This is a genomic window from Phaeobacter sp. HS011, assembly GCF_018101215.1.
Lineage (GTDB): Bacteria > Pseudomonadota > Alphaproteobacteria > Rhodobacterales > Rhodobacteraceae > Phaeobacter > Phaeobacter inhibens.
On sequence record NZ_JAGEUF010000001.1, the window covers coordinates 450970 to 465079 of the forward strand.

General features: G+C 61.9%; 18 protein-coding genes and 1 tRNA gene. 12 read left to right on the forward strand and 7 right to left on the reverse strand.

Features of this window, described 5'->3' with window-relative positions:
- Positions 1-141 precede the first annotated feature (141 nt).
- From bioB to J4721_RS02145, 7 genes are all read left to right on the forward strand, one after another.
- Positions 142-1119 (forward strand): biotin synthase BioB, encoded by a 978-nt coding sequence (gene bioB / locus J4721_RS02115; protein ID WP_102858131.1) that lies wholly within the window; start codon positions 142-144, stop codon positions 1117-1119.
- Positions 1119-2258 (forward strand): 8-amino-7-oxononanoate synthase, encoded by a 1140-nt coding sequence (locus J4721_RS02120; protein WP_102883189.1) that lies wholly within the window; start codon positions 1119-1121, stop codon positions 2256-2258. Before bioB ends, J4721_RS02120 begins: the two co-directional genes overlap by 1 nt.
- On the forward strand, positions 2255-2896 hold the full coding sequence (gene bioD, locus J4721_RS02125; RefSeq protein ID WP_211002008.1) for a dethiobiotin synthase: 642 nt from the start codon (positions 2255-2257) through the stop codon (positions 2894-2896). The genes J4721_RS02120 and bioD overlap by 4 nt, the downstream gene beginning before the upstream one ends.
- Positions 2893-4191: an adenosylmethionine--8-amino-7-oxononanoate transaminase gene (gene bioA, locus J4721_RS02130; RefSeq protein WP_211002009.1), complete on the forward strand. Its 1299-nt coding sequence runs from the start codon at positions 2893-2895 to the stop codon at positions 4189-4191. Before bioD ends, bioA begins: the two co-directional genes overlap by 4 nt.
- 3 nt (positions 4192-4194) lie before the next feature.
- On the forward strand, positions 4195-4815 hold the full coding sequence (locus tag J4721_RS02135; RefSeq protein ID WP_211002010.1) for a pimeloyl-ACP methyl esterase BioG family protein: 621 nt from the start codon (positions 4195-4197) through the stop codon (positions 4813-4815).
- Positions 4812-5600 carry a methyltransferase gene (locus J4721_RS02140; protein WP_211002011.1) on the forward strand — a complete coding sequence of 263 codons (789 nt, stop codon included), beginning with the start codon at positions 4812-4814 and terminating at the stop codon, positions 5598-5600. The genes J4721_RS02135 and J4721_RS02140 overlap by 4 nt, the downstream gene beginning before the upstream one ends.
- 105 nt (positions 5601-5705) lie before the next feature.
- Complete coding sequence (locus J4721_RS02145) at positions 5706-6233, forward strand: DUF2478 domain-containing protein (protein ID WP_211002012.1); 528 nt, start codon at positions 5706-5708, stop codon at positions 6231-6233.
- Positions 6234-6457: 224 nt separating this feature from the next.
- Here the strand turns inward: J4721_RS02145 and J4721_RS02150 are convergent.
- A tRNA-Tyr gene (locus J4721_RS02150) sits at positions 6458-6541 on the reverse strand.
- 120 nt (positions 6542-6661) lie between these two features.
- Between J4721_RS02150 and rlmB the strand changes: the two genes are divergently transcribed.
- From rlmB to J4721_RS02165, 3 genes are all read left to right on the forward strand, one after another.
- Complete coding sequence (rlmB, locus tag J4721_RS02155) at positions 6662-7438, forward strand: 23S rRNA (guanosine(2251)-2'-O)-methyltransferase RlmB (protein WP_014879496.1); 777 nt, start codon at positions 6662-6664, stop codon at positions 7436-7438.
- 198 nt (positions 7439-7636) lie between these two features.
- The gene (locus J4721_RS02160; RefSeq protein ID WP_211002013.1) at positions 7637-8200 is read left to right on the forward strand and encodes a YHS domain-containing (seleno)protein; all 564 of its coding nucleotides are present in this window, start codon (positions 7637-7639) and stop codon (positions 8198-8200) included.
- A 392-nt stretch (positions 8201-8592) separates the two neighbouring features.
- On the forward strand, positions 8593-9063 hold the full coding sequence (locus J4721_RS02165; protein ID WP_211002014.1) for a CoA-binding protein: 471 nt from the start codon (positions 8593-8595) through the stop codon (positions 9061-9063).
- Between the two features lie 238 nt (positions 9064-9301).
- Here the strand turns inward: J4721_RS02165 and J4721_RS02170 are convergent, their stop codons facing one another.
- Genes J4721_RS02170 through J4721_RS02180 form a run of 3 tightly spaced genes read right to left on the reverse strand, consistent with a single transcriptional unit; the run spans position 9302 to position 10894 of the window.
- Positions 9302-9619: a phosphoribosyl-ATP diphosphatase gene (locus J4721_RS02170; protein WP_014874045.1), complete on the reverse strand. Its 318-nt coding sequence runs from the start codon at positions 9617-9619 to the stop codon at positions 9302-9304.
- Positions 9616-10377 carry an imidazole glycerol phosphate synthase subunit HisF gene (hisF, locus tag J4721_RS02175; RefSeq protein ID WP_211002015.1) on the reverse strand — a complete coding sequence of 254 codons (762 nt, stop codon included), beginning with the start codon at positions 10375-10377 and terminating at the stop codon, positions 9616-9618. The genes J4721_RS02170 and hisF overlap by 4 nt, the downstream gene beginning before the upstream one ends.
- 34 nt (positions 10378-10411) lie before the next feature.
- Positions 10412-10894: a DUF2867 domain-containing protein gene (locus J4721_RS02180; protein ID WP_014879500.1), complete on the reverse strand. Its 483-nt coding sequence runs from the start codon at positions 10892-10894 to the stop codon at positions 10412-10414.
- Between the two features lie 225 nt (positions 10895-11119).
- On the opposite strand from J4721_RS02180, the gene J4721_RS02185 reads away from it, so the two are divergent.
- On the forward strand, positions 11120-11566 hold the full coding sequence (locus tag J4721_RS02185) for a DUF302 domain-containing protein (RefSeq protein WP_014874048.1): 447 nt from the start codon (positions 11120-11122) through the stop codon (positions 11564-11566).
- Between the two features lie 143 nt (positions 11567-11709).
- On the opposite strand, the gene hisA is transcribed toward J4721_RS02185, so the two are convergent.
- Entirely contained in the window at positions 11710-12432 is a 723-nt protein-coding gene (gene hisA / locus J4721_RS02190) for a 1-(5-phosphoribosyl)-5-[(5-phosphoribosylamino)methylideneamino]imidazole-4-carboxamide isomerase (protein WP_014874049.1), read from the reverse strand.
- Between the two features lie 132 nt (positions 12433-12564).
- Between hisA and J4721_RS02195 the strand changes: the two genes are divergently transcribed.
- Positions 12565-12951 carry a DUF2147 domain-containing protein gene (locus tag J4721_RS02195; protein WP_014874050.1) on the forward strand — a complete coding sequence of 129 codons (387 nt, stop codon included), beginning with the start codon at positions 12565-12567 and terminating at the stop codon, positions 12949-12951.
- 104 nt (positions 12952-13055) lie between these two features.
- Here J4721_RS02195 and J4721_RS02200 read toward each other — a convergent pair whose 3' ends face one another.
- Complete coding sequence (locus J4721_RS02200; protein WP_014874051.1) at positions 13056-13307, reverse strand: WGR domain-containing protein; 252 nt, start codon at positions 13305-13307, stop codon at positions 13056-13058.
- 176 nt (positions 13308-13483) lie between these two features.
- A complete protein-coding gene (locus J4721_RS02205; RefSeq protein WP_014874052.1) occupies positions 13484-14020 on the reverse strand; it encodes a peroxiredoxin-like family protein in 537 nt (178 codons plus the stop codon).
- Positions 14021-14110: the final 90 nt, after the last annotated feature.

Genomic DNA, 14110 nt, shown 5'->3' on the forward strand with positions numbered 1-14110 from the left:
GTAATATAAATTGGTAATAGTTGAGAGGTGGAGTGAATTCGCTGCACTGCAGCTTTATGCTTGATCGTGACCCGTCAAGTTATCTATAAAACGATAACGCCATCCGCGTATGGCCATCAGGTAGAGAGAACAGGAGACAGCATGCTGGACGCTGCACCCATCCGCACCGATTGGACCCGCGAGGAAGCGGAAGCGATTTACAACACGCCTTTCATGGACCTGCTGTTTCAGGCACACACTGTGCACCGGCAGTATTTCGACCCCAACCAGGTGCAGAAATCCAAACTTCTCAGCATCAAGACCGGCGGCTGCGCCGAGGATTGCGCCTATTGCTCGCAGTCGGCCCGCAACGGCGCGCAGCTCTCGGCTTCCAAGCTGATCGAGGTGCAGCGGGTGATTGCCGAGGCCAGAAAAGCCAAGGAAGGCGGCGCGACACGCTATTGCATGGGCGCCGCCTGGCGCTCGCCCAAGGACCGCGATATGGCCGCACTTGAGGCGATGGTGCAGGGGGTCAAGGATCTCGGGATGGAGACCTGCATGACCCTGGGTATGCTGGAGGAAGACCAGGTGTTCCGTCTGCGCGATGCCGGATTGGATTATTACAACCACAATATCGACACCTCCGAGCGGTATTACTCCGAGATCATCACCACCCGCACATTCGCGGACCGGATTGACACCCTGAACCGGGTGCGCGAGGCGGGCATCAAAGTGTGCTCCGGCGGTATTGTCGGCATGGGTGAGCAGCAGCTGGACCGCATCGACATGATGCTGGCGCTGGCCACGCTGGAGGTGCATCCCGACTCGGTGCCGGTGAACATGCTGATCCCGATCGCCGACACGCCGCTCGCCAATGTCGAGAAGCTGGACCCGATCGAATTTGTCCGCTCCGTGGCGCTGGCCCGGATCCTGATGCCGAAGTCCCACGTGCGCCTCTCCGCAGGCCGCACCGATATGTCGGACGAGATGCAGGCGATGTGCTTCTTTGCCGGTGCCAACTCGATCTTTGTCGGTGACACGCTGCTGACCGCTGACAACCCGGAAGAGGACAAGGACCAGCAGCTGTTCGACCGTCTGGGCATCACCGCCATGGCGGCGGGATGTGACGGCAGCCGCTGATGGCGGGCGCCTTCCCGAGGCATGAGACATCGCTGGAAGCGCTGCGCAATCGCGGGCGCTACCGGCAGCTGATGCCGCGGGACGGGCATGACTTTGCCTCAAACGACTACCTTGGGCTGGCGGGCAGCGATGTGCTGCGCGCCGCTGCCACCGATGCGCTGGCGCGCGGGGTGCCGGTCGGGGCAGGCGGTTCGCGCCTGTTGCGCGGCAATGACGCCGAACATCAACTGCTGGAGGCAGAGGCGGCGGCGTTTTTCGGCGCCGAGGCGGCGCTGTTCATGGGCGGCGGCTTCACCGCCAATCAAGCGATCTTCTCGACCCTGCCGCAGCAGGGCGATCTGGTGCTGTACGACGCGCTGATCCATGCCAGCACCCATGACGGGATGCGGCTGGGCCGGGCAGAAACACGCAGCTTTACCCACAGTGATGCGGAAGACGCTTCGCGGGTGCTGAAGGCTTGGCGTGCTGCAGGTGGCACCGGCCAGGTCTGGATCGCGGTTGAGGCGGTCTATTCGATGGACGGCGACCTGGCGCCGCTGGATGCGCTAATGGCGCTGTGTGATGCGGACGGCGCGGTGCTGGTGGTGGATGAGGCGCATTCCACAGGCGTGTTCGGCGATCTGGGCCGCGGGCTGGCACACGGCATTGCGCACCGTCCCAACGTCCTGTCCCTGCACACCTGCGGCAAGGCGCTGGGGGCCTCTGGCGCGCTCATCTGCGGTCAGCGGGTACTGATCGAGACACTGATCAACAAGGCGCGCGGGTTTATTTTTGCCACCGCCCCGTCACCGCTGAACGCCGCACTGGTACGGGCAGCCCTGGCTGAGCTGCAACAGAACACGGGCCGCCGCGAACAGGCGTGGCAGGGGATCACCCATGCGCAAGCAGAGGCCAAACGCCTCTGCGGTCTGGAGGGCTATCACAGCCAGATCCTGCCGGTGGTGATCGGTGACGACAAACGCACCATGGCGCTGGCAGCAGCGATGCAAGGCCACGGCTATGACATTCGCGGCATCCGCCCGCCAACGGTGCCGCGCGGCACCTCGCGGCTGCGGCTGTCGATCACGTTGAACACGGGGGCACAGGTCATCACCCGGATGTTTGAAGACCTCGCCCGGGAAATGGAGAAAAGGCCATGAGCGCGCTGATCGTCACCGGAACCGATACTGGCATCGGCAAGACCATCTTTTCGGCCGGCCTGGTGCAGGCGCTGGGTGCAACCTATTGGAAGCCGGTGCAATCCGGGCTGGAGGAGGAGACCGACAGCCAGACCGTCGCACGCCTGTCAGGCCGCCCGGCGCTGCCCGAGGGGTATCTGTTGCAGCTGCCAGCCTCGCCGCATCTGTCGGCGGAGGCCGAGGGCGTGGAGATCGACCCGGATACGCTGGACTTGCCCGAAGCCAACGGCGTGCTGGTGGCCGAGGGGGCCGGTGGGCTGATGGTGCCGCTGAACCGTAAGGTTCTGTATCTCGACCTGTTTGCCCGCTGGGGCGCGCCGGTGATCCTGTGCGCGCGGACGCAGCTGGGCACGATCAACCACACCCTCCTGTCGCTGAAAGCCCTGCGCGATGCGGGCTGTCTGGTTGTGGGCGTGGCCTTCATAGGTGACGCCGAGCCGGAGGTGGAGGAAACCATTTGCCAGTTCGGCAAAGTGGCGCATTTGGGGCGGCTGCCGGTGCTGGGCGAGCTGACCTCTGACGCGCTGGCGGTTGCCTTTCAGGCCAGCATTCGGGTGGACCTGATCAGGGAGGCATTGGCCCAAGGAGAGGCGGCATGAGCGCGGCAGACCTCACCCAGCTGGAGTTCGACCAGCAGTACCTCTGGCACCCTTACACCAATGTCGCCAAACCCGGCCCGACCTTTGTGGTCATGGAAAGCGAGGGCGTCCACATCACGCTCGACGACGGCACCCGGCTGATCGACGCGATGTCGTCCTGGTGGTGCATGATGCACGGCCACAGGAACCCGGCGATCACATCGGCCATTCACGCCCAGCTCGACACCCTGCCGCATGTGATGTTCGGCGGGCTGACCCACGATCCGGCCATCGACCTGGGCCGCAAGCTGCTGGAGATCACCCCCGAAAGTCTGACGCGGATCTTCTATTGCGACAGCGGTTCGGTCTCGGTCGAGGTAGCGATGAAGATGGCGGTGCAGTATCAGCACGCCATCGGCCAGCCAGAGCGCAAGGAGTTTGCCACCATCCGCTCTGGCTATCACGGCGATACCTGGAAGGCGATGAGCGTCTGCGACCCGGACACCGGCATGCACCACCTGTTCCAGGGCGCACTGAGCGTGCAGCATTTCGTCTCCCGCCCGCCGGTCCGCATAAATGAGGGTTGGAGCGATGATCTGGCACAAAACGGTCTGGGAGAACTGCGCACCGTGCTGGAAGCCAACGCGCAGAAGATCGCCGCCTTCATTTTGGAACCCGTGGTGCAGGGCACTGGCGGCATGTATTTCTACCACCCGGAATACCTGAACCAGGCGCGTGCGCTGTGCGATGAACTGGGTATCCTGCTGATCTTCGACGAGATCGCCACTGGTTTTGGCCGTACCGGCGCGCTGTTCGCCACCAATTTCTGCGACGCGGAACCGGATATCATCTGTTTGGGCAAGGGGCTGACCGGCGGGCATATCTCCTTTGCCTGCACCATGACCAATGACCGCGTCGCGGAAGGCGTGGGCGGCGGCAATCCCGGTATTTTCATGCACGGTCCAACCTATATGGCCAATCCGCTGGCCTGCGCTGCGGCCAAGGCCTCGCTGGATCTGCTGACCGGGCAGGACTGGCGCGGAACTGTCTCGGGGATTGCAGAGCAGATGCAGTCTGAACTGGCACCGGCGCGCGAGCTGCCCAATGTGGCGGATGTGCGGGTTCTGGGCGCCATTGGCGTCATCGAGATGAAACATCCCGTCTCCGCAGATGAGGCCCACGCCCGTGCCCATGATATGGGCGTCTTCCTGCGCCCCTTCGGCAAGAACATCTATACCATGCCGCCCTTCATCACGACGCCGGATCAGCTGAGCCAGATCACCGCAGGCATGCTGCGGCTGGCGCGGGAGTTGTAGATTATGGAGGTCCGCTGGCTCAAACGGAACCAAGCAGGCGAGGCCATCGTGATCTTTGGCGGATGGGCCGTCGGGCCGGGCGTCTTTGATCATCTTGCGGGCGCGCAGGATCTTGTATTCGTGAACGATTACCGCAACCTTGATGCGGACCTTCCGGATCTGTCTGGCTACGACCATGTCACTCTGCTGGCGTGGTCCTTTGGCGTGGCGTCCTATGCCCATTGGCAGGAGGGGCGCGCCGACCCCTTCGATCGCAAGGTCGCAGTCAATGGAACCCTTACGCCGGTGGATGAGACGCGCGGTATCCCGCCAGCGGTAATGGCCAAGACCGCAGAGGGGCTGAGCGAACAGAGCTTTGCCCAGTTCCTGCGCCGGACCTTCAATGCCCCGCAGCCCCCGCATGCGGTCGACATCGATGCCCGCCGCGCCGAACTGCACGCGGTTGCGGCGCGCGGAACGGCGTCTGTTGTAGCATTCGATCAGGTCTGGATCGCCGGGCGGGATCGAATTTTTCCACCCGAAAATCAGCACCGGGCCTGGGCGGACGCGACAATCCGGGAGCTGCCCGCAGCGGCCCATGCGCCGTTTGATCACTTCGACAGCTGGCAGGCGCTGATCTCATGAAGGATCTGACACCCCCAGCCGTGGATACCGCCCGCGTGGCGCGCGCCTTTCGCCGGGGGCTCGGCAGTTATCACGGGGCTGCTTCTGCGCAGGCGCAGATAGCTGCGGAGCTGTCGGCGCTTCTGGCCAAGCACGTGGGGCAGACACCGTTTTCGCATCTGTTTGAATTCGGGGCGGGAACTGGCCATCTGACGGATGCGCTGCTGCGCGATCTGTCGGTTGCGCGCCTCACGCTCAACGATCTGGTACCTGACGCGGAGGCTGGTTTGGTGCCGATCATGAGGGCACATGGGCAATCCGCGAGCTTTCTGCCGGGGCGGATTGAAGACATCAGCCTGCCCGATACCCTCGACCTGATTGCGGCGGCTTCTGTCGTCCAGTGGGTCAGCGACCTGCCATTCCTTTTGCGCCGGTTTGAGTCCGCGCTGTGCCCCGGTGGCTGGCTTGCACTCTCCGGTTTCGGCTCGGCGCATTTTCACGAGCTGGTCGCACTCGGCTCTGATGCTGCGGCACCAAATTACATGGATCATCACCAATGGGCGGGGGTGCTGCCTGAGGGGCTGCAGCTGATCGAGCTGCGACAGGCACCTATCGTCCTCAGGTTTGACAGCCCGCGCGCGGTGTTGCACCACCTGCGGGACACTGGCGTAAACGGCCAATCTCGCGGCGGTTGGAGCCGTGGCAGGCTGCAGGCGTTTGAAGATGCCTATCGCAGCCGCTTTCCCCATCAGGGTGGCGTGCGCCTTACCTATGATCCGGTGCTGATGCTGGCGCGGCGCGTCTGAATACGTCTGCGGCCAAAGTCGCATGCCGCGTGGCAATTGCGCCTCTGGCAGTTGCGCGGCTTTGCCGCTAGCCTGTGGCCGGAAATCAAAGAATAAGAGGCTGCAATGCATCTGTCCTATGTTATGACCCAAGAACGCGGCGCCACCGACAAGCTGCTGACCGCTCTTGCCGAGCGGCTGCAGGCTGACGGGCTGCGGCTGGCCGGGATCGTGCAGACCAATACGGAATGCTATGACAATGCGCTGTGCGACATGGATGTGCGGGTGTTGCCGGCCGGTGAAACCATTCGGATTTCGCAATCCCTCGGCCCAGAGGCCCGCGGCTGTCGATTGAACCCCGACGCGCTGGAGCGCGCGGTGGGGCAGGTCACGGCGGCGTTGGGGCAGGACCCCGCACCACAGGTTTTGCTGGTGAATAAATTCGGCAAACATGAAGCGGACGGGCGGGGAATGCGCCCTGTCATCGGCGAGGCACTGGCGCGGGGCGCGGTGGTGGTCTCCGGCGTCAACCGGATGAATGTCGAGGCGTTTCAAAGCTTCTGTGACGGGCTGGCACAGGAGGCTGAACCTGATCTTGATGCACTCGTGAACTGGGTCCATTCCGCCGTTTCAGAGGCTGCGAAAGAGGGCTGAGACCGTCCTTGATCGAGTGACAGATCTGACCAACCGGTGCGGGATACCGCGCCGGTTTTTTGGGCTGACCCGCCGCAGCTGATGTCAAAGGGCACCATGCGCAGACGCAAGAAAACGAGACGCGCAATAGGGAATTGCATTACAAATCAGGTGGTTGAATGCGGATTTCAGCCTGGCGACTGCTGCCACCATCTTCTTGCTTAGCACTGCTGAAAGAGAGAAGATGGTGGGCGACCCTGGAATCGAACCAGGCGTGCGTCTCCGCGAGGGAGTTACAGTCCCCTGCCACACCTTGCGGCCTGTCGCCCACAATCAGTTGCGTGTTGCACCTGATGTGGAGGCGTGATTACAAGCAGGCCAAAGGGGCGTCAACCGGAAAAACGAAAGTTTTTCACGCGGGTCCTGATTTCTTTCTGCTGGAGAGCAATATGTCTAAAAAACCCAAATGGGTCGTCGAAAAAGAGCAGTCCAAAAAGGCAGCCTCGGCGGAAACGGTATGGTTGTTTGGTCTGCATGCGGTGCGCGATGCGCTGCTCAATCCCAAGCGCGAAAAGCTGCGTTTGATGGTGACCCAGAACGCCGAGGCAAAACTGGCCGATGCCATAGCCCAGTCCGGGGTTGAGGCTGAAGTGATCGACCCGCGCAAATTCAACCCACCGATAGACAAGCAATCGGTTCATCAGGGCGCTGCACTCGAAGTGAAGCCGCTGAATTGGGGCGGGCTGGACGAGAACTGCATCGGCGCGGAGGTTCCGCGCGTGTTGCTGCTGGACCGGGTGACGGATCCTCACAATGTGGGCGCAATCCTGCGCTCGGCAGAGGTGCTGGGCGCCAGCGCAGTCATCGGCACACGACACAATTCCGCACCAGAGACCGGCGCGCTTGCCAAAACCGCCAGCGGTGCGCTTGAGCGCCAGCCCTATCTGCGCATGCGCAACCTTGCAGACACAATCGTCGAATTGCAGCGGATGGGCTTTCTGGTGCTGGGCCTTGATGGCGAGGCAGAGCAGACCATCGAGGCGGTTCTGGACGGGCGCAAAGGCGATCCCGTGGCGCTGGTCCTCGGAGCAGAGGGGCCGGGTCTGCGGCAAAAAACCAAGGAAACCGTGGATCATCTGGTCAAGATCGATGCCGCCGGTGGCTTTGGCTCGCTGAATGTTTCCAATGCGGCGGCGATTGCGCTTTACGCGTCGTTGCCTCGCTAATTGGCGCTAGCGACCCCAAACCGGCCTGTGAGAGGTCCATCCTGACAATGTCAGAGCGCCCTCACAGGCCTATCACAAATGCGTATCCTCCCTTTGCAGGGGCCTGTCTGCCGGGCAGACTTGTCGTGAAATCGTCGCGGGCATGTGCCCGTCTGCACCCAAGCCTGAACGGCCCCCGATGAAGGACCCCGCCTGCCCGTGACCAGCCGCCTTGCCATGCTCAGCCAAGAATATCGCCAGATCCTGAAGACCTGCGTACCGCACATGGGTGGGCTGGCGTCCCGGCGTTTGGGGGCTGCCCTTAGGTCAATGGTGGCTGTACTGGGGCTTGGCAGTGTGGTTGCCATGGCGGCAACGCTGATGCCTGAGACGGCCCGCGCCGATCCGACGCTAGTCTCCGCACCAAGAGGGGTGGCCGTTGGTGGCCATGATGTGGTGGCGTTTTTTCAGGACGGGACGGCCGTGCTGGGCCAGCAGACCCACGCGATCTTGTGGCACGGGGCCGTCTGGCGCTTTGCCTCCTCGCAGAATCAGGAGCGGTTTGAGCTTAATCCCCGTGCCTATGCGCCCCGGTTTGGGGGCTATTGCGCCTATGCGCTCTCCAAAGGGTATCTGGCGCCCGGCGATCCCACGCTCTGGGTGATTGCCGACGGTCGGCTCTATCTGCTGAACAATCCAAGCGCGCTGGCCGCCTGGCAGGCCGAGCAGCAAGCCCTGATCTCCGCCGCTGAAGGGCGTTGGCCCAAGATCCTGCGAAAGTGATCCGCAGGCGCGGCCCCGCGCCTGAGCCTGCGGCACAGAATTGCCCTGGCAGATCCGTATGTGGCTGGCTCCGTATGTGACTGGCCACGCGAGAGAAATGTCACGAATTTGAGAGGTTCCCTTTCAAAATCGACGGCTCACCCCATATTATTAACAGACTGCGAATTGGAACCTTCGCAGATCTTTTTCACTGTCCCTCGTTCCATACCTTGCGCCCGGGCCTGATCCCGGGCGCTTTTTTCTTGCGTCGTAGGGCGCGCGCGATTTCTGATGGACCTACGGGACGCAATTGGCCTTGCACGCAATGCGCCACGCGATACGGTCAGGACTGGCACAACGATCGTCAGACCACTGTGGCAGAGCGATTTGAGACCAGCGCAGACGGGGGAGCGATGCCAGACTATACCGACCAGCATCTGAAAGATGTGCTGACACGCAACAAGACCATCGCGGTGGTCGGTGTCTCCACCAATCCGGTCCGTCCCAGCTACTACGTGGCGCGGTATCTCGGCCTCAAGGGCTACCGGGTACTGCCGGTGAACCCGGGTCATGCGGGAAAGTCCCTGTTTGGTCAGACCATTCACGCCAGCCTGAGTGATATTCAGGAGCCGGTCGATATGGTCGACATCTTTCGCCGCTCTGAGGCGGTGCCCCCCATCGTGGAGGAGGCGCTGGAGGTCTGCAAAGGGTTGCAGACGATCTGGATGCAGATCGGCGTAGAGCATGCCGAGGCCGCAGCAAAGGCGGAGGCTGCAGGTCTCACGGTGATCCAGGACCGGTGTCCGAAGATCGAATATCAGCGCCTGTTCGGAGAGCTGCGCATGGGCGGTTTTGCCACCGGGATCATTTCGTCCAAGCTGTAGGTTCGTAAGGAACTATCGCGACAGGGGGCTCCCGCCCGCTGCTGCCGTCCTAAAGGACGGCCTCCACGGTTGGGCCGGGCGCCGCTGCGCGGCGCAGAAGATGTGCTGAGATGCCCTTTAGGGGCAGGCCTGCCCTTAAAGGGCCTTGTCGATTGTAATGGTTCTTCGCGCGTCAAGGGCAAGCCGCGCGTGCCGCGCGGAGGCTGCGCCTCCCTTGACCCGCCGCATGGGCTGGATGTCAGCCCTTGGGGCGGGCGGCCTTCTCGGCAATGCCGCTTAGACCCTGACGATCTGCCAGCACCTGAAGCACGTCATCCAGCGCCACATCGCGTGCCGCCAGCATCACCAGAAAATGATACAGCACATCCGCGCCTTCGGAGGCGAGTCCGGTCTTGTTGTCCTTCACCGCCTCGATGATGGCCTCAATGGCCTCCTCACCGAATTTCTCGGCGCATTTCTCCGGCCCTTTGGCGAGCAGTTTGGCGGTCCAGCTGCTGTCCGGATCAGCCCCCTTGCGGGACAGAATAGTGGTCTCAAGATCGTGCAGCAGGGTCATGTCAGCCTCATCGGGATGCCGGCAGCGGCCATATGCTGTTTGGCCTCCTGAACGGTGAATTCGCCAAAGTGAAAGATCGAGGCCGCCAGAACCGCGCTGGCGCCGCCTTCGGTGACACCCTCTACCAGATGATCCAGTGTGCCGACGCCGCCAGAGGCGATCACGGGCACATCGACAGCATCCGAAATGGCGCGGGTCAGCGGCAGGTTGAAACCCGATTTGGTGCCGTCACGGTCCATTGAGGTCAGCAGGATCTCTCCCGCACCTTTGGCCACCACGAGCCGGGCAAATTCAACCGCATCAATGCCGGTTGCGCGGCGCCCGCCATGGGTGAAGATTTCCCATTTTCCGGGGGCCACCGTCTTGGCGTCGATGGCACAGACAATGCACTGACTGCCGAACTGCTCGGCCGCCTCGCGGATCACATCCGGGTTGGCCACCGCTGCGGAATTGAACGAGACCTTATCGGCCCCGGCCAAGAGCAAGGCGCGAACGTCTTCTTTGGTGCGCACCCCGCCGCCGACGGTGAGCGGTACGAAACACTGCTCCGCCGTGCGCCGCACCATATCGAACATGGTACCACGGTTTTCATGGGTGGCATGAATATCCAGAAAGCAGATCTCATCCGCGCCGGCAGCGTCATAGGCTTTGGCCGCCTCAACCGGATCACCGGCGTCGCGCAGGCCAACGAAGTTCACACCTTTGACCACGCGGCCATCAGCCACGTCGAGACAGGGGATAATGCGGGTTTTCAGCATGGAGGATCCCTTTGCCGCTGGGGTTGGCCCTGTCTTACTGCGCGGGTGGTTGGGATGCAATCGCGGGGCTGTGCCGCGCGATGCGGCGCATGCTGTCCCGTACAATCAGGATGTGAAACGGCATCACCAGCGCCAGATAGATGCGCCCAAGGAGATTATGCCGGTGAACCCAGGTGGCCATGTAAATCTGCCCGTCATGGCGTAAGACGGTGATGCGGAAATCCAGATGACTGTCATCTGCGCCCAGGATCAATTCGCGACTGTCTTCAAAGGTGACGGGAAAGATCGCACCCTCGCCGGTGTCACTCACCTCGGTTTTCAGTCCCAACGGGCGCACAATCGCGTTGCGCAGGCGCAAGAGGGCTGATGCCCATCCTGGCATCGACAGACCAATATCGGCCGCTTCCCGCGGGGACAGCGGGCTTTCAACCGCATAGCCGTCGATGAAATCGCCGGGCGAGACCATCTGCCACAAACGGGCGCTGTCGGGGAGGCGGGTCTTGCGGACGCGGGGCATAGGCTGAGTTCCATTGTGGTCTTGGCACCGGAGAGATCAACGGCACTATTGCGGCGCAATAAACGTCAATTTGCGACAGATGGAAAGCGGGCGCGGTGCCGCAGGGGCCGGAGTGTCGGCCGCGACCCTGTGGCGCAGGCTTGCCGATGCCAAAGATGTGAATTGTACACAGGACTGTGCTGGCTTGTTCTTGGGGCATTCATTCCCCAATTCGGAGCTGTCGTTATGATCAAATCCCTTGCCCTCGCCGGAGTCATTGCTGTTATGTCCGCTATTCCCGCCGCTGCTGACCTGATCAAAATACCAAGCCAGAAACCGGTGATTGAGACCATGGATGCGCTGCAGGCCGCCGTAGAGGGGGCTGGCGCCACGGTGTTTGCCCGTGTGGACCATGCCGCCGGGGCGCAGAAGGTGGATCTGTCGCTTGGTGACGCGCAGCTGCTGATCTTTGGCAATCCCAAACTGGGCACCCCTGTGATGCAGGCGGATCTGCGCGCCGGGCTGTTCCTGCCGCTGAAAGTCCTCGCGTATCAGGACGCAGAGGGGCAGGTCTGGCTGACCTATGAAGATCCGGCAGAGATGCTTGCGGGGCTGGATGTTCCCGCCGATGCGGAGGCCGTGGCAAAGATGCAGGGCGCGCTTGGCAAGCTGACGGCGGCGGCCACAGAGTAGACACGTCGCGGGCTGCCCCTTGCTTTGGCAGGCGTCTAAAATGAGGGAAGGGGGCACTTGCCCCCTTCACAGGAGAAACCGTCCGCTGGACGGTTTCTCAATCGCTGCTCTCCCCCGGGGTGTTTTCAGCCAGAAGGTGACGATCAGCTCTTCAGGATCTTTAAGGCCTCGCCGAGGTCAATTGCACCATCATAAAGCGCCCGGCCGGAGATCGCGCCATTCAAAGGCGCGCCGCAGGATTTGAGCGCCTGCAGATCCGCCAGTGACGAAACCCCGCCGGAGGCGATCACGGGAATGCTCACGGCATTTGCCAGCGCCGCTGTGGCCTCGACATTCGGGCCTTTCATGGCGCCATCGCGCAGAATATCAGTGTAGATGATCGCGGCAACACCGGCATCCTCGAAGGATTTTGCCAGATCCGTTACCATGACATCGGTCTCTTCGGCCCAGCCCTTGGTGGCGACGCGGCCATTGCGGGCATCAATGCCGACAGCGACCTTGCCGGGGAAAGCGCGCGCCGCCTCGCGGACCAGATCGGGGTTCTCCACCGCGACGGTGCCCAGGATCACCCGCGCCAGACCTTTGTCGATCCAGCGTTCGATGGTGGCCATATCCCGAATGCCGCCGCCCAGCTGGGCCGGAACCTTGCAGCGCTTCAGGATTTCCTCGACCGGGGCCGCATTGACCGGCTCACCCGCGAAGGCCCCGTTCAGATCCACCAGATGCAGCCAGTCACAGCCTGCCTCGACAAACTCCAGCGCCTGCGCTGCCGGGTCATCGTTGAAGACGGTGGTCTTCTCCATATCACCATGCAGCAGGCGAACGGCCTGGCCATCTTTGAGGTCGATTGCGGGGTAGAGGATCATCTGGCCGGTCCTTCATAAAACTAAGCTGGCCTCTTTTGCACAAGGCCAGGCCGGATTGCAACGCGACCCGAGGTCAAGCTTGCCTGAATTGCCTCTTGGCGGCCAGACTGGCTGCAAAAGGGAGGATGACACATGAAAAAACTGGCACTTGGTATCGCCTGTGCATTGGGTCTGGCGGGCATGGCCTCAGCTGATCCGGTGCTGGGCACCTGGAAAACGCAGCCTGATGACGGCTCATATGCCCATGTCACCATGGCGCCCTGTGGTGCAGCCGTTTGCGGCAAGATCAGCCGGACGTTCAATGCTGAGGGGGAGTATAAATCGCCCAATATCGGCAAAACGCTGGTGATTGACATGGTGGCGAATGGCGATGGCTCTTACGCGGGCAAGGTCTGGCGCCCCTCCAACAACAAGATCTATACCGGCAAAATGAACCTGTCCGGCAAATCGCTGGCCTTGCGGGGCTGCGTGGCAGGCGGTCTGATCTGCTCCAAACAGACCTGGAGCCGGGTGAAGTAAGCGCGCTTTTCAAGATCACACGAGATGATCGGGACATAAGGGGGCGGCGACATCAGGTCGGCGCCCTTTTTTGTGATCGGTGTGCGGATACTGGGGGCAGGGCCCTAGAACAGTCCCAGCTGCACCGGGATCGGCACGAAGCCGCGTTTGATCTGGCGATCGCGATGTTTCTCGGCAGCTGCCAGGGCGGTTTCCTGGGATGTGTAGTAGCTGCGCCGCTGTTGACCCCCGGCCTCTCCCAGCGGACCGTTGGTCTGTTCGACACACCACTCCCCGAACAGGGTCTGGCTCAGGTTCAGCACGCAATAGCGGTGTTGACCTTCAATATAGTCGAATTTTTCGAGACGGATCTGCACCGGGCCGCGACCTGCAAAAGACTGGGGATATCTGGGTTTGCGGTGTATGCCCGTGTGCGCCCCCACTGTCCATCCATTCTCGCGTGGATTTCACATTGCCATGTGGCGTCCGGTTGCCATCTGGCCACAGCCCCCTGCGGCCAGATGCCTTCCCGTCATTGATCTGATGCCCGTGATCAGACGTCGCCGTCGTATTCGCCGCGTGCGGGGTAGTCATTGGCGATGGCAAAATCCAGTGCCGAAACCAGTTCCGAGAAATGCGGGCGCACGAACGGCATGGTCTGCACCGATCCGTAATACAGCGTCTGCTCAGGCGTCACCATGAACAGGCCGGGTTCGGAAAACAGCGCTGGTTCCTCAATCCCGATCGAGGTCTTCCCGCGCGACGTGGACAGATACAGCCCCCACTGGCGGGCGACATTCAGCGACAGGTCATAGCCGAACCGCAGCGCCTCAGCGCCGATCTTGTCAGCCATTGCACGGGTCCGCTCCTCGCCGTCACTGCTGACGGCGATACAGGCCACGCCCCGGCTGGCAAAATCACCAACCCGCTTTTCCAGTTCGGTCAGATAGTTGGCACAGATCGGGCAGTGCAATCCGCGGTAAAAGCAGATCACGGTGCCCCGTGTCGCATCCTCTGACGAGAGGTCGAAGGTGCCGTGGTCCAGTGTCGGTAGGGTCAGATCTGGTGTCTTTTGGCGTGGCATTAGCATGAGCAGGGTCCTTGTCAGCTAGCAATGTTGGTGACTTGTTTTCCACCTTTGCGCATATTAGGATCATCTAAATCCGAAAAACATGATGAT